Source organism: Fundidesulfovibrio terrae (assembly GCF_022808915.1).
GTDB classification, from domain to species: domain Bacteria; phylum Desulfobacterota; class Desulfovibrionia; order Desulfovibrionales; family Desulfovibrionaceae; genus Fundidesulfovibrio; species Fundidesulfovibrio terrae.
In genome coordinates, this window is sequence record NZ_JAKZFS010000004.1 from 128,903 (window position 1) to 143,569 (window position 14,667).

The 14,667-nt window shown below is 67.7% G+C and carries 14 protein-coding genes; 4 read left to right on the forward strand and 10 right to left on the reverse strand.

Annotated features, from left to right (window positions below; translation table 11 throughout):
* Positions 1 to 11 precede the first annotated feature (11 nt).
* The 3 genes from ML540_RS13405 to ML540_RS13415 all read right to left on the reverse strand — a co-directional run bounded on the left by ML540_RS13405 (position 12) and on the right by ML540_RS13415 (position 4,073).
* Entirely contained in the window at positions 12 to 1,043 is a 1,032-nt protein-coding gene (locus tag ML540_RS13405; protein ID WP_243361949.1) for a WD40 repeat domain-containing protein, read from the reverse strand.
* Positions 1,043 to 2,005 carry a CobW family GTP-binding protein gene (locus ML540_RS13410; RefSeq protein ID WP_243361951.1) on the reverse strand — a complete coding sequence of 321 codons (963 nt, stop codon included), beginning with the start codon at positions 2,003 to 2,005 and terminating at the stop codon, positions 1,043 to 1,045. Before ML540_RS13410 ends, ML540_RS13405 begins: the two co-directional genes overlap by 1 nt.
* Positions 2,006 to 2,111: 106 nt before the next feature.
* Positions 2,112 to 4,073: a molybdopterin-dependent oxidoreductase gene (locus ML540_RS13415; protein WP_243361953.1), complete on the reverse strand. Its 1,962-nt coding sequence runs from the start codon at positions 4,071 to 4,073 to the stop codon at positions 2,112 to 2,114.
* A gap of 209 nt (positions 4,074 to 4,282) precedes the next feature.
* Between ML540_RS13415 and ML540_RS13420 the strand changes: the two genes are divergently transcribed.
* From ML540_RS13420 to ML540_RS13435, 4 genes are read left to right on the forward strand one after another with little or no spacing between them, the layout of a single operon-like run.
* Positions 4,283 to 4,978 (forward strand): AzlC family ABC transporter permease, encoded by a 696-nt coding sequence (locus ML540_RS13420; protein ID WP_243361955.1) that lies wholly within the window; start codon positions 4,283 to 4,285, stop codon positions 4,976 to 4,978.
* A complete protein-coding gene (locus ML540_RS13425) occupies positions 4,954 to 5,283 on the forward strand; it encodes an AzlD domain-containing protein (protein ID WP_243361957.1) in 330 nt (109 codons plus the stop codon). Before ML540_RS13420 ends, ML540_RS13425 begins: the two co-directional genes overlap by 25 nt.
* A 53-nt stretch (positions 5,284 to 5,336) precedes the next feature.
* The gene (locus ML540_RS13430) at positions 5,337 to 5,534 is read left to right on the forward strand and encodes a hypothetical protein (protein ID WP_243361959.1); all 198 of its coding nucleotides are present in this window, start codon (positions 5,337 to 5,339) and stop codon (positions 5,532 to 5,534) included.
* A 6-nt stretch (positions 5,535 to 5,540) separates the two neighbouring features.
* Positions 5,541 to 6,089: a hypothetical protein gene (locus tag ML540_RS13435; protein ID WP_243361961.1), complete on the forward strand. Its 549-nt coding sequence runs from the start codon at positions 5,541 to 5,543 to the stop codon at positions 6,087 to 6,089.
* Here ML540_RS13435 and ML540_RS13440 read toward each other — a convergent pair.
* The 7 genes from ML540_RS13440 to ML540_RS13470 are packed head-to-tail and all read right to left on the reverse strand — an operon-like array spanning position 6,083 to position 14,606.
* A complete protein-coding gene (locus ML540_RS13440; RefSeq protein ID WP_243361963.1) occupies positions 6,083 to 6,934 on the reverse strand; it encodes a type II secretion system protein GspG in 852 nt (283 codons plus the stop codon). The genes ML540_RS13435 and ML540_RS13440 overlap by 7 nt on opposite strands.
* Positions 6,931 to 7,869, reverse strand: a complete 939-nt coding sequence (locus tag ML540_RS13445; RefSeq protein WP_243361965.1) for a hypothetical protein — start codon at positions 7,867 to 7,869, stop codon at positions 6,931 to 6,933. Before ML540_RS13445 ends, ML540_RS13440 begins: the two co-directional genes overlap by 4 nt.
* Before the next feature lie 4 nt (positions 7,870 to 7,873).
* The gene (locus tag ML540_RS13450; protein WP_243361967.1) at positions 7,874 to 8,398 is read right to left on the reverse strand and encodes a Crp/Fnr family transcriptional regulator; all 525 of its coding nucleotides are present in this window, start codon (positions 8,396 to 8,398) and stop codon (positions 7,874 to 7,876) included.
* On the reverse strand, positions 8,395 to 9,537 hold the full coding sequence (locus ML540_RS13455; protein ID WP_243361969.1) for a potassium channel family protein: 1,143 nt from the start codon (positions 9,535 to 9,537) through the stop codon (positions 8,395 to 8,397). Before ML540_RS13455 ends, ML540_RS13450 begins: the two co-directional genes overlap by 4 nt.
* A complete protein-coding gene (locus ML540_RS13460) occupies positions 9,509 to 11,338 on the reverse strand; it encodes a triose-phosphate isomerase (RefSeq protein ID WP_243361971.1) in 1,830 nt (609 codons plus the stop codon). The genes ML540_RS13455 and ML540_RS13460 overlap by 29 nt, the downstream gene beginning before the upstream one ends.
* A gap of 53 nt (positions 11,339 to 11,391) precedes the next feature.
* Positions 11,392 to 12,162 carry a hypothetical protein gene (locus ML540_RS13465; protein ID WP_243361973.1) on the reverse strand — a complete coding sequence of 257 codons (771 nt, stop codon included), beginning with the start codon at positions 12,160 to 12,162 and terminating at the stop codon, positions 11,392 to 11,394.
* Positions 12,163 to 12,182: 20 nt separating this feature from the next.
* Entirely contained in the window at positions 12,183 to 14,606 is a 2,424-nt protein-coding gene (locus ML540_RS13470) for a Lon protease family protein (protein ID WP_243361975.1), read from the reverse strand.
* Between the last annotated feature and the right edge of the window lie 61 nt (positions 14,607 to 14,667).

Sequence of the window (14,667 nt, forward strand, 5' to 3'; positions counted from 1 at the left end):
CTCCGGATGAATCAACCGGCCTGAAGCATTTCGCCCAGATCCAGGAGCACGGCCCGGCCGTCCTCCATGCCGCAGGCCATGTGCAGCCCCTGGGCGCTCCAGCACAGGGCGGACACCGGCGAGCCGGGAACGATCTCCAGGGGGTAGGCCGCGAAACGCTTGAGCTCCGCCAGGAGCACCGTGCCGTCGCTGAAACCCGCTCCGGCGAAGGGGATGCGCGGGTTGGCGGCCAGGGCGCTCATGCGGGCCTCCTCCTGCACGGAGAAGGCCACGGGGGCGGGATTCTCCTGGAAGCACTCGGGCACCGGCCAGCAGATGACCGCCTTGGTGCCGGTGTGCAGCAGGTGGCGTCCGTCGTGGGACCAGTCCAGCCTCCCCGGCTTGGCCGGGAGTCCGGCCAGCCCGAAGACCTTGCGGGACTCCAGGTCGATGATGTGCACGGCGTTTTCCTGGTGCCCCATGGCCAGGTAGCTCCCGTCCGGGGAGAAGGCCGGGGCCAGGTTCATGCCGCGCAGATCGAGCTTTATGGGTTCGCCCTGGCTGTCCAGGTCCCACAGGGTGACGCCGCCGGTGTGGGTGACGGCGAGCACGCCCCCGGCCGGGCTCAGGGCCAGCCCGGACACCGTGCCCGCGTGGGGGCCGTAGTTGGCCAGTGACCCGACCTCAAGATTGAGCAGGATCACCTCGCGCCCGGCCGCCACAGCCAGGGTGCGCCCGTCGCGCGAGGCCGCCATGTGCTCGAGCCACTGGCCCTTGGCCCGCGTCACCTCGGACACGGTGCCGTCCAGGGAGGTGTAGGCCAGCAGGCCGTCGTCGCCGCCCGAGAGGAAGCCTCCGGCGGGGTGCGCGGCGATACCCAGGCAGGAGCCCTGGTGCACTTTCACGAAGCTCGCCTCGCCGCCGGGAATGTCGATCAGGGCGATGCGTCCGTCGCCCAGGGCCAGGGCCAGCTTGTCCGCGCCGGACGAGAAGGCCGCCTGCTCCACATAGGCTTGGAGCTCCCACTGCGTGAGGCCGGGGGATATGGTGACGGGGGCGGCCATCATTTCACCAGGCAGTCGCGGAAGGCGATCTGCAGGGCCAGACGATCCAGGTTGCGGCCGATGAACACCACCTTGCTCACGCGGGATTCGTCCTCTTTCCAGGGCTGGCCGAAGCCCATCTCCACCAGCATGTGCACCCCCTGGAACACCAGGCGCTGGCGCTCGTCGGGGATGGATAGGATGCCCTTGCAGCGGTAGACGTGCTGGCCGTGGTCGTTCAGGTATTCGCCGATCCAGGTCTTGAATTTCTCGAAGTCCACCGGCTTGTCCGAGGTCATGGACACGGACTGCACGGTGTCGTGGCTGTGCTCGTGGGCGCCCTCGTCCAGGAAGTCCGGTTCGATGTCCAGAAGCTTCATGAGGTCGAAGGAGCGGCGCGCCAGCACCTTGTCCAGGGGGACGTCGCAGCGCGAGGAGGTCATGACCTCGGCGCGGGGGTTCAGGCTTTTCACGGCCTCGAGCGCCCGGGCGAGTCCGGCCTCGTCCACCAGGTCGGTCTTGTTGATGATAACCGCGTCGGCGAACACCACCTGCTCGCGGGCTTCCTGGCTTCTTCCCAGCTGGCCTTCAAAGTGGCGGGCGTCCACCAGGGTGACCACGGCGTCCAGGGCGGTGCGTTCCTTGGTCTCCTGGTCCAGGAAGAAGGTCTGGATGACCGGGGCCGGGTCGGCCAGGCCCGTGGTCTCGATGAGCACGCCGTCAAGGCTGCCCTTGCGCCGGATGAGCCCGCCCACCATGCGGATCAGGTCGCCGCGCACGGTGCAGCAGATGCAGCCGTTGTTCATCTCGAAGATTTCCTCGTCGGAGTGGGCCACCAGCTCGTTGTCGATGCCCACCTCGCCGAACTCGTTGACGATGACGGCGTAGCGCTTGCCGTGGTTCTCGGTGAGGATGCGGTTCAAAAGCGTGGTCTTGCCGGCGCCGAGATAGCCGGTCAGGACCGTAACCGGAATGGGGAGCATGAAGCCTCCGTACGAGCGTTCACGCTCCGGGGGGACCGGCGCGCGCCGCTGCGAACGCGTTTGATTTCAGGCCGCAACGCAAGCCGCGCGGCCGGGAAAACCGTAGCTAGTGCCCGGCGGGCACGCTGTCAACCGAACGCAGGGTGACGCGGGTCTGGTAGTAGGGGGTGCCGTTGCCGAGTGCGCTCACCCGGGCCTTGACGATGCGGTTGAGCCCGTGCCCGGCAGCGATCCAGCCGCCCCGGCGGCACAGGCACACGTCGAGGCGCTGGCGCTCGTCGAAGACGACCAGCACCTTCATGCGCCCCAGATCGCTCTCGATCCAGGCCGGGGTGTTGTCCTCGACCCCCAGGGCCCGCCCGGTGCCTGGGTGGACGCGGGCCTCGGGCAGGGGGGCGTGCTCGGCCAGGGTCAGCTCCGAGCATAGGTGCTTGGGGCTGCCGGTGGTCAGGAGCGTCAGGGGATAGTCGTCTTCAGGGGCCTGGGCCTCGGCCAGGCTGTCCAGGAATTCGAAGCGCCCGGAGGGGGTCCGGAACTCTCCGTCGGACCAGGGAGCCATGGGGGCGTCGGGGTCGCGGATGGGCCCGGCGCGCAGTTCCTCCAGGGTGAAACCCTTGTTCAGGAAGGGCCGGCAGATGGTGTCCAGCCAAGAATCCAGGGGGCGGACGTAATCCTCGGCGAAATCGAAGCGCCGGGCCAGGTCCTGGTAGATGTCGAACTGGGAGCGGCACTCGCCCACGGGTTCGACGGCCTTGTTCACCGGCCCCAGGTAATGGTGGCCGTAGGCGGCCACGGCGTCGTCTTCCTCCAGGAAGGTTGTTGCCGGCAGAAAAAGGTGGGCGTGTCGCGCCGTGTCGTCCATGAAATGGCCCATGTACACCACGAACTCGCGGGAGGCGAAGGCCAGGGCCACCTGGGCCGAGTCCGGAGCCATGCACACCGGGTTGCCCGCGCTGACCACCGCCATGCGCACCGGCGGATCGTCCGCGGCCAGCATCTCCGAGCCGATCACCGGCAGGAGGAGCGAGCGGGCGGGCGAGTGCATGTCCTCGCCCCAGACGGAGTGGTCGTAGGGGCCGTATTCCTCGAAGCCCTGGCTCACGCCGCCGCCGGGTACGCCTACGTTGCCCGTGACGGCCGAGAGGGCGTCGATGGCCCGCACGGAAAGGTGGGCGTCCACGTAGCGGTGCATGCCCCAGCCCAAGAGGATGGCGGCGGGCCTGGCCTTGCACAGGGCCTCGGCCAGGGCGCGCACATCCCCCGCCGGGACTCCGGCGGCCCGGGCGTGCTCCCCGACGGTGCTTGAGAAGGCCAGTTCACGGAACGCCTCGAAGCCAAGCGTGCGCCCCGCGATGAAACCCTTGTCCTCCCAGCCGTTTTCCAGCACCCAGCGCGCCGCGCCCAGGGCCAGGCGCAGGTCCCCGCCTGGTGAAAGCTGGATATGACTGTCGCTTACGGCCAGGCTCTCGGTGGCCGCCGGGTCCACCAGCCAGACCCGTCCGCCCTGCTTCCTCACGGCGGACACGATCCGGGTCAGGTTGAACTGGGTAGCCGCCGGATTGCGCCCCCAGAGGACGACGGTGCGACTGTTCAGGTGGTCAAGGGGGTCGTGGGAGACGCGCTCGCCGAAGTCGCGGGCCATGGCCGCGTAGGCCGTGCCGCTGCAGAGCGTCCCGGCCAGGCCCGTGGCCCCGCCCAGGTGGGCGAAGAAGCGCCCGTTCAGAAGCTTCAAGGCCGTGCGCTCGCCGTAGCCCTGGTAGTGCAGAATGGACTGCGGTCCGGACTGGCGGATGAAGAAGGTGAGGCGTTCGGCAAAGAGGTCCAGGGCCTCGTCCCAGCCGATGGGTGTCCAACGGGAGCCTTCCCGGCGCATGGGGTGGACGACGCGCTCGGGGCTGTACACCCGGCGCACGTAGTCCTTCATCTTGGCGCAGCAGCCGCCTTTGTTGAGGGGGTGGTCCGGGTTGCCGGTGAGGGCGGTCAGGCGGCCGTCTTCCACGTGGGCGATCAGGCCGCAGCAACTGGGGCAGTCGCGGGTGCAGGTGGTGACGATACGGCGGGTGTTCACGTGATGCTCCTGGTGGACGGGAGCGAGCCTACAACAAGAGCTTCCGGGTTTCCAGAGGCGGGATCGCGCCCTGCCCTCGCTCGCGCAAGCGCGCGTCTGGCCCGGCGCTTTCCGCAACTGGCGAAGTGCAGGAAAGAGAACTCTTCCGGTCGGTTATGTTAGGCAACGAACTTCTTGACCGGGGGAGGCCTTGGCGTTAGCCACCCCCGATGCCTGATTCCCAGAGAAACGAACCATCGGCCTTCAGCCAGGCCCTGCCCATCGTGCTGGGCTATCTGCCCGTGGGCTTCGCCTATGGCGTGCTGGCGGTGAAGGCCGGGTTGTCCGTGGCCAACACCGGACTGATGTCCATCCTGGTGTACGCGGGCTCGGCCCAGCTGATCGGCGTGGACATGTTCGGCGCGGGCGCGCCCGCCATGTCCATCATCGCCACCACCTTCATCGTGAACCTGCGCCACGTGCTCTTTTCCGCCGCGCTCTCGCCCTTTTTCGGGGCCTGGCCCAAGCGCCGCATCGCCCGGTTCTGCTTCGAGATGACCGACGAGACCTTCGCCCTGCACGCCACGCGCTTCCACAATCAGCAACGATCCACAACAAAGACCCTGGCCATCAACACCTTCGCCCACTGCGCCTGGATCCTGGGCGGCCTGGCCGGGGCGGTGGCCGGAGGTTTCGTGCCCGACGTGAAGCCCCTGGGCCTGGACTTCGCCCTGGCGGCCATGTTCGCCGTGCTCCTGGTGGGGCAGCTCCTTTCGCCCGCGCACATCCTTGCGGCCGCCCTGGGCGGGGGGATCGCCCTGATTCTCTCCCAGACCCCGGCCGCTCCCTACGCCACCCTCACCGCCGCCATCGTGGCGGCGGCCGTCGCATCGGTGACCCCATGGACCAGACAACGATCTTCCTGACCATCGTGGGCATGGCGGCCGTGACCTACGTCCCCCGTGTGCTCCCGGCTCTTTTGTTCGCCTCGCGCCCCATGCCCGAGCCGCTGCGGCGCTTCCTCTCCGTGGTGCCGCCGGCGGTGCTCGGGGCGCTTTTGGCCCAGTCCGTGCTGCTGGAGGGGGGAAGGCTCCGCTTCGGGCCGGACAACGTTTTCCTCTGGGCCTCGCTTCTTACGGGCATTCTGGCCTGGCGCACCAAGGGGTTCTTCGGGCCGGTGCTGGCCGGGATGGGGCTGGTGGCCGCGTCGCGCTTCTTCCTGACCCCCTAGCCTGAGCGCGCCGACCCGTGTATCGTGGCCCCAAACCTTCGGGAGGCAGCGCCATGAGCTACGACGAATTCACCGAGACCGTGATCGTGCGGGGCGAGGAGTGCATGTACGACCCCAAGGCAGGGGTGGCCATCCTGCAATGCGAGAAGTGCGGGCACTTGAACCACGTGGAGATCGAGGTGGTGGACGGTGTGGCCCGGTTTTACGGGTTCACCTGCGAGAACTGCGGCACCTTCAACGCGCCGGACTGACGCTTCGTGCCGGGATCGCGGTTTCCGTTCTTGGCCGTGCTGGCCTTGTGCCTGGCCCTCGCCGCCTGCGGCCCCGACCCCGTGGACCGGCTCAAGGCCGTGCGCGTGGTCCCCGACCCTTCCCGGACTCTCGAACAGGTGCTCGGTTCCTATCCGCATTTCTCCCGCGTGGGCTGGTCGACCTATCCGGGCCGCAACGGCGAATCCATGGCCCGGGTCACGGGCATCTTCAACCTGGACTCCCTGGTGGGCAAGGCCGGAGGCGGGCGGATCTTTTCCGGCCGGGACCGCGCCGTGCTGGACAAGGCGAAGATCAATTTGTGTTACGTTCTGGAATACGCATTCACCAAGGACGCGCCCCAGGGCGTGCGCACCCGGATGGAACTTCTGCTCACGTCGATGGATTGGGACAGGTCGGCCCCGCTCCAGAACGAGGATATCCTTGCGGAGATAGCCAGGGGCGTGGCCGGGGAAGCCACCATCAAGGCCGTGATCGACGCGGCGGACTACTGCCGCTCGCGTCCGGCGTCGGCGCCCGGGCGCCATGGTCAGTAGGGGATGTCCGCCGTGATGTCGTCAGGGGTGCCGAGCTTTCCGTCCGGGCCTGGCGAGACCACCCGCGGCGTGGCCTGGGATGGGACCACGAAGACGTAGGGCGCGCCCCAGGGGTCGGTGAACACCTCGCTGGGGGCATCGACGGGCTTGCCCGGTGCCGGAACGGCGGCCCGGAAGACGGCCTGGGAGCTCTTGTCCCATGCCTGGCGGCACGGATGGTTGGGCAGGATGGCGCGGATGTCGATGCCGGAGCAGTCTCCGGACATGTCCGGGGCCAGTAGTGCCAGGGGCTTGCTTTGCACCGCCTGGGCTTGTCGGGCGGCCGAAGCGATGAGCGACACCGCCTGGGCGGCCCTGTCCCGGCGCGCGGCGTCCATCTCGGCCCGGGCCGCCTGCTGGCGCGACCATTGCCAGCCCCACCACACGGCCAGGAGCAAGGCGCACAGGCCCAGCACCGAAGCGAAGCGCCGCACCGACGCTCGAACGGTCCGGTCCCGGGCCGCGTCAGCGGCGGTCCGCCACGGGCCGGCGCACAACCGGGCGTAATACGCCTGGAGGCGCTCCAGGTCGGCCAACGCTGACCGGCGAAAGTCCTGCAGCGCTTCGCGGTCCGTCCAGGCCCGGTTGTCCGATTCAAGCCTCATTTCCCACCCGGTGAGCGACCGCAGTTCACGCAGCGTTCCCGTGAGGGCGTCGCGGGCCGTCACGGCCGATGCCGCGTCCTCGGCGGACCAGCGCTCGAGCATCCTGCGCAGGGATTCGAGACCGGCGGCGATCCCGGACAAAAGGTCCTCGGCCTGGCGCTTGCGCGCCTCCAGAGTGGAATCGGAAGCGGAAAGGATCATGCGTCGAGGGTTTCCTTCACCTGGCGCAGGAAAGCCTGGAGCACGTGCTCGGTGGCTGGCTTTCCGCCTACGGACAGGGAGGCGAAGCGGGCCACGGTGTTGCCCCTGGGGGTGACGGCCTGGACAAAATGGTGGTCGCTCGTCTGGGAGTTGTGCTCGATGCGCAGCGTCCACTCCTGCCCCTGGCGCAGCCACTGGGAGCGGACCTGGCCCATGCCGCGGGCCCTGTCCGCGAGGAAGGTCTCGAAGCGGGCCAGGGTGACGGGGCCGCCGGACTTGAGCGTCACGCCAAGGAATTCACCCGTGTCGGAGCGCACCACCACGGGCATGTCCAGCAACGCCTGGGGCGGGCGGATTCCGGTTTCGGGAGCGTTCTTGGCGGAAGGGGCGGCCGGGGGGGCGGCTCGGTCGGGCGTGGCGCGCAAGGGCTGCGGGGCTGCGCGGTCTGCGGGAGGTCTGGAAGCTGGAACAGCGGAGGTTTCGGAGTGTGGCGCGCCGTCCAGGCGGTCGGCCAGGGTGTCCAGCTTGGCCACCAGTTCCGCCATGAGCGAGTGGGTCCGGTTCTGGAGGGTGAAGAGCCCTTCCAGCAGGTTTTCCATCCGGGCCAGAGCGTCGGGGGCGGGCGCCTGCGAGGCTGCCTGCCCGGTTTGGCCGGTCTGGCCGGTTGGGGCGCCCGCAGGTTGCGGGGCGACAGCGCGAAATTCATCGCCCAGGCGCTTGCGGGTTTCCTCCACGGAAAGCCCGCGCTTGAAATGCTGGTGGATGCGCCTGCAGAGGTCGAGCGACTCGGGCGGGAAGCGCAGGGGCTTGCTCACGCCCTCGGGGCGCCAGAACTCGGGGAACTTGCGCCGGTAGCTCTTCACCGTGGTCACGGTGACGCCCAGGGCTTTGGCCAGAAGCTCGTGGGTGAGAGTAGGGTCCTTGGGCCGGGTCACGGGATCAGCTCCTTCCCGAGAGCAGAAGCGCCAGGGCGGTGGTCAGCTTCATGACCTCGGCGTTGGAGGATCGCACCATCTCCGCCATGCGCCCGCACAGCGCGGACAGGAGCTTGCAACCGAGCTCGGGCTCGCGCGAGACCAGCCCGTAGAAGCGTTCCCGGTCCGTAACCAGGAAACGCGAGGGCTCGAGGGTCTCAACCGTGGCCGAGCGGGGGCTGTCCGAGACCAGGCCCATCTCGCCGAAAAAGGGGCGGGAGTCGCCCGTGAGCGTGGCCAGCACCTTGCTCGGGTCTTTTCCGGCCAGGGCGGCGATGTCAACCTCGGGCAAAATCATTGATTTGACGATGCGCACCTTGCCCGACACCAGCACGAACATTTCGTCGCCGGTCTCGCCTTCCACGATCACCCGGGTGCGTGCCGGGACGGCGCGCTCGGAAAAGATGGGCTCCACCTGGGCGAGTTCGTCCGCTCCAAGCCCCGCGAAGAGCTTGATGGATTCCAGGCGCAGGGCGCTTGAGGAACTCACTGGCCGCGCTCCAGGGATATGAGCCCGTCGAAGGCGGAGAGGTCCGCGTCAGGGCCGGGATTGAGCACCACCTTGGGTCCCCGGCTGCCCAGGGGGGCGTCCTTGCCCGCGGCCTGGAAGAGCTCCATGATGTAGGAATCCAGGGCCTGGGAGGCGTCCAGCACGTCGGAGAGCTTGAGTTCCCGGGGCAGGCGGCAGGCGGCCAGGGGAAGCTGGCCGGACTGCTCCAGGTTCGCCTTGACGATCTCGGGCCAGCGCCGGGATTTTTCCTCCGGAGTGAGGGCCCGGTAGCGCAGCGAGCCGGCCGCGCCTCCGGCGAGCAGGGCGCCCAACACCTCGTGCATCACCGGGTGCGCGGCCAGAAAGGCCATGGCCCTGCCGGTGAGCTCCTCGCGCGCCAAGGCCTTGGTGACGCCCGCGCGGGTCAGGTGCTCGCGGCTCACGTCGCGCATGGCCTCGGCGTAGAGCGTCACTCTGGGGGCCAGTGAGCGTAGCGTCAGGGCCGTAAGCACGCTTTCGTTGTCGGATTCCTCTGGGGGGACGTCCTCGCGGGGCAGGATGTAGGCCAGTTTCGCCTTGGCGGGGTTGGTCCGCTCAAGCACGGCCTTCTGGGTGGTGTCGCCGCGCACGAAGGACAGATCGGAGCCCAGGCCCAGTGTCTCGGAGAGCTCCTCGAAGCGGGCGGGTTCCATGTCGGCGGCCAGCACCACCGGGGAGCGGGCGAACTCCGGCATGCGGCGCAGCCGCTCCAGGAGCAGCGCTCCGTGCCCGTTCCAGCCCATGATGAGGATATGTCCTTCGGCGCTCACCGGCAGAAGCCCCCGTCTTTTCTGGGCCCGTCTCTCCACCATGGTCGAGGCGAACGAGCCCGTGATGGTGGACACGAGCCCGATGCCCGAAACCATGACGCCCATGCCCAGCAGCCGCCCGGCCGTGGTCCTGGGGACGAAGTCCCCGTAGCCCACGGTGAACAGCGTGACCATGGCCCACCACAGGCCTTCGAACAAACCCACCGGCTCCTGCTGGGTGCCGGATTCGCACGAGACGAACCCCACCGCCGAGGCCGCCAGGATCACCCCCATGAGGGTCAGCGGCCAGGCGAAGGGTTTCTCAGTCCATTTCGTCCAGAGCGTGCGCATTCTCCAGGTCGCCCTGGCGCTTGAGCAGTTCCTCGAAGCGGATGTCCGCGCCCAGCACGCCGGTAATCTCGTCGCGCTCGTTGGCCACGGGCAGGGACACCGTGAGGCAGAGCTTGCCGGTGAACGCGGAGGTGTAGAAGTCGGTGATGTGCAGCTTGCCGTTCTGCATGGGCCGCTGGAACCATTCGCGGTCGGACTGGTCCTTGCCTACGGTCATGGAGGCGAACTTGGGCTTGTCGGCCGGGTTGGCCACCTCGCGGGCCACCAGCTTGCCCTCGGTGTCGGTCAGGTACATGAACTGGATGAAGGGGTAGTCGGAAAGGAACTTCTGCATGCAGAAGGCCGCGTCCTCGGTGATGAGCTGGCGGATGCACAGCTCCTCGGAGAGCTTGACGATGAGCTGGGCCGAAAGGGTGTGGGCCAGCTTCTTCAGGTGGTCGAACTCCGAGGCGAAGAGTTCCGGCATGTAGCGCTTCACCAGGGCCTTCATCTCCTCGTTGGAGAAGGAGGTGTTGCGCCCGGCCTCGTAGGCCTCCATGATCCGGTTGTAGATCTTGTCCACGGCCGGGTGGCGCTTGTCCACCTGGGCGTCGTCCTCCAGGCACAGGGAGGTGTTGATCCAGTAGCTCACGCCCGCTTTGCCGGACTTGTCCGTGATGATGATGGGCACGGGGCGGCCCAGGATCTTCCTGGTGTCGAAGATGTTGTAGATTTCTTCGTTCTTGGCCAGGCCGTCCACATGGATGCCTGCCGAGGTGGCGTTGAAGTCGCGGCCCGCGAAGGGATAGTTGTGCGGGACCACATAGCCCAGCTCCTCTTCGAAGTAGCGCACGATCTCGGAGATTACCGGGGTGTCGGCGGCGTCGTCCTCGCCGGTGAGGGAGATGTACTCCACCACCATGGCTTCCAGGGGGGCGTTGCCGGTGCGTTCGCCGAAGCCCAGCAGGGTGCAGTTGGCTCCGGAACAGCCCGACAGCCAAGCCGTGCCCGCGTTGACCAGCACCTTGTGGAAGTCGTTGTGGCCGTGCCACTCCAGCCACTCCCCGGGCACGCAGGCTTCGTCGGTGAAGGCGCGCACCAGCTTGGCCACGCTGCGCGGCAGGGCGGCTCCGGCGTAGGGCACGCCGTAGCCCATGGTGTCGCACAGGCGGATCTTCACGGGCATGCCCGCTTCCTTGGAGCGCTCCATGAGGGCCTGGGCGAAGGGCAGGCAGAAACCGTAGATGTCGGCGCGGGTCAGGTCCTCGAAGTGGCAGCGGGGAACGATGCCCCACTCCAGGGCCTGGTCCACCACTTCCAGGTAGTCGGCCATGGCGGCCTTGCGGTCCTTACCCAGCTTCAGGTGGATGTGGTAGTCCGACACCGAGGTGAGCATGCCGGTTTCCTTGAGGCCCATGGCCTTGACCAGCTTGAGGTCGTTCTTGTTGGCCCTGATCCAGCCGGTGATCTCGGGGAACTTGACGTCCAGGTTCTGGCAGGCCTCCACGGCGCGGCGGTCCTTTTCGGAATACAGGAAGAACTCGCTGGCCCGGATGAGCCCGGAGCGGCCGCCCAGCTTGTGCAAGAGCTTGTATATCTTGGCGATCTGCTTGACGGTGTAGGGGGGGCGGGCCTGTTGTCCGTCACGGAACGTGGTGTCGGTGATGAACATCCGCTCGGCGGGCCTGGGCATGACGATGGTGTCGTCGAAGGGAACGCGGCTGATCTTGGTATAGGGGAAAAGCTCCCGGTACAGCTCCGGCTTGGCCCTGTTCTCCAGGCGCAGGCGGGGCGTGGTGCGGTTCAAATGCATAAGGGTCATGCGGGAATATCCTCCTTGGCGCGATGCGGGGCCGGGCGGGCTTGCGAGCGGGATCAGGTCTTGATTCTCTCAGCCCAGGTATCAACGATTTGCCTTTCCCGCAATACGCGCTGGTTGACGGGCCCCAGTTCGCACGCCTTGCCTACGGCCTCGGCGGCGTGGGTCATCCAGCCGCCCTGCCTCAGGCTCTGGGAAGCCATGACGTACATCATCTCGGGGGCGTCGCCGTAGATGGCCGCGATGAGCGCGTCGTAGTCCTGGCCGAATATCTTGCGCACCAGGGGGTTCTGTTCGAAGAGGAAGCGCCCCAGCAGCGGGTTCTCGCCCTGGTCCGAGAGGTAGACCATGAGGAGCCTGCGGCACTTCTCGAAGAAGAAGCGCACGCGGGCCGCCTCGCGCCGCAGCGACTCGTTGGTCTGGAGCACGATCTGGAAGAGCTCCTTGGAGACCACGGTTTCGGCCTCCGGCAACTCGCGGTCCAAGAGCTCGCGGAACCAGGGGCCATAGTTCTGCTGCTGGTAGGCGTCTTCCTTGATCTTCATGGTCTCGTGGAAGATGTAGCCGATGCACCAGTCCAGCATCTGTCCGGAAAGGCCCTGGCGGCCGTCGTTGCGGAAGAGGTGGTGGGCGGTGTCCTTGAGGCGCCAGAGCAGGCCCTTGTTCATCTCCTCGCCGAGCAGGTCGTGCAGCACCTCGAAGGAGACCTGGCTGGTCTGATCGAACACAGTGAACTGGCTCTCCAGGATGTCTGCGGCAAGGCAGAAGTCGCGCAGCATGTCGCGCACGAACTCGGGCAGCTTTTCGGTGATCCAGGCTTTGGACATACGGGTCCTCGGGGAGCGCCTTACGGTTCCAGGGTGATGTTGCGTCCGCCCCACTTGGCGGCCATGGCCGCCATGGCCGCGAGCCGGTCGTCCACCAGCCTAAACAGCGTCCCCTCGGGGAATTTGCCGTCCGGGCCGCGGCTGCCTGCGGGCAGGCCGGTCAGTATCTCGATGGCCTCCTCGATGGAGGTGAGGGGGTAGATGTTGAACTGGCCGTCCTTCACGGCCTGGACCACCTCTTCCTTCAGCATGAGGCTGACCACGTTGTCCTTGGGGATCATCACCCCCTGCTTTCCGGTCAGGCCCCGGCGCTTGCACACCTCGTAGAAGCCCTCGATCTTCTGGTTCACCCCGCCCACGGCCATGATGGCTCCGCTCGAGCTCACGGCGCCGGTGAAGGCGTAGGACAGGTCGATGGGCGCGCCCGACAGGGCCGAGAGAAGCGCCGCAAGTTCCGCGCCCGAGGCCGAGTCGCCCTCCACCTCGGCGTAGCTCTGCTCGAAGCACAGGCTGCCGGTGAGCACCACGGGCTTGTCCTGGGCGAACTGGCTCACCAGGTAACTTTTGAGGATCATCATGCCCTTGGTGTGGATGGGGCCGCCGAGCTCGGCCTCGCGCTCCAGGTCCAGGATGCCGCCGTGGCCCACGCCCACGGTGCAGGCGATCTGGTGGGGCAGGCCGAAGGCGAAGTCGCCGTACATGCGCACGGACAGGCCGTTGGCACGGCCCATGGCGGAGCCCGAGGTGGAGACCTTGATGATCTCCCGGTCGTACTCGGCGATGAACTCCTCTTCCAGGAGGTTGGCCCTGAAGAACCGGGCGTCGCGGGCCTGGCGCAGCACGTCCGCGTCCACGACGGACTTGCCCCGGATGCCCGCCAGGGCCGAGGCCTCGCACATGAGCTCGCGCAGGAGCGGCAGGCGAAGCGTCAGGCGCTCCTGGTCGTCGCACAGGGCCGAGGCCTGCTCGATGAGCCCGGCCAGGGCCTCGCGGGAAAAGGGCTTGAGCTGCGCCTCGGCGATGACCCGGCCAAGAAGCGGCAGGAGGCGCGCTTCGTTCTCTCTGGTACGGGGGATGTGGTCCTGCAGGTGGGCCTTCAACTTAAAGAGCTTCTGGAAGCGTTCGTCCCCGTACAGGAGCATCTCATAGGCTTCATCCGAGCCCACCAGGATGACCTTGGCCGTGAGCGGCAGGGCCTGGGGCTCGATGGTGCGGGTGCGCACCTGGTCGCCTTCGGTGGGGTCCTCGATGCGGCACAGCCCGGAGCGCAAGGCGCGCAAGAGGCCCTCCCAGGCCTGGCCGCCGTGGGCCAGGTCGTCGATGCGCAGCACCAGGAATCCGCCCAGGGCCTTGTGGATGGACCCGGCCTTGATGAGGGTGTGGTCGGTGTAGAGCGCGCCGTAGTCGGACTCGCGCTCCACGCAGCCCAGGAGGTTGTGGTGGTTGGGGTGGTCCTCGATGACCACGGGCGCGCCCGCGGTGCGGGAGTTGTCCACGAAGAGGTTGACCTCGTAGCGGGCGATGAGCCCCTCGGCCGTGGTGCCCTGGTCGCCGGGGTGGCCCTGGGGCGCGGCCGGGGCCTCCTTGGCCAGGAAGCCCTCGTACTCCTCGATGACGTCCTGGCGCACGGCGCGCAGGAAGGCGTTGGCGTCGGCGTGCTCCTCGAACTCGCGCAGGAGCGGGGCCAGGTGGAAGTCGGCCACCTCGGCGCTGGTCTCCTGGTCGAGCTTCTTGTCGCGCTCGCGGTATGCGCGGTCCTCGCTTGAGAGCTTTCGCAGGTAACCGCCCATGTCGTTCATGACCTCGTCGCCCTGGGCCTTGAGGATCTTGCGCGTGTCCGGGTCCATGCGCTCGTATTCCTCGTCGCTGACCACCTTGCCCTCGATGAGGGGGTAGAGGGTCATGCCGCCCTGTTCGTCCACGTCCAGGTTGAAGCCTTGCTCCTGGGCGCGCTCCTCCATGGCGGCGAACAGGTCCTCACGGGCGGACTGGAAGGCGCGGGCCAGTCCCTGGCGCTTGGAGAGATGGGCCTCCTGCTCGAAGCGGGTGGGGATCTCCTCGCGGATGGCGGCCACGGCCTTGCAGAGCTCGGCCTTGAGGCGGCGTCCCTGCCCGGCGGGCAGGGTGAGCGCCCGGGGGCGGTCCTCGTCGTCGAAATTGTGCACGAACACGATGTCCGGCGGAGTGGGGGCCTTGGCGGCCACGGGCGTGAGGAAGCTTTTGAGGAAGTAGGTGCGCCCGAGGTACGCGTCGCCCGCCAAGTAGACGTTGTATTCGCGCCCGGTGAGCGAGATGGCGAGCTCCAGGGCCGAGATGGCCCGGGGTTGGAAGGCGGCGGTGAAGGCCTCGCCCGCCGGAATCTCGCGGCTGTCGGCAAAGGGGATGGAGTCGGGCGGGCACACGGCCCGCAGCTGTTCGGGAGCCAGAGGCGAGGGTTTGGGCATGGAATGTCCTGGTATGGTGGAATCTTTGGCCTATTGTAGCGTCGCCGGGGCTTGGCGGCAA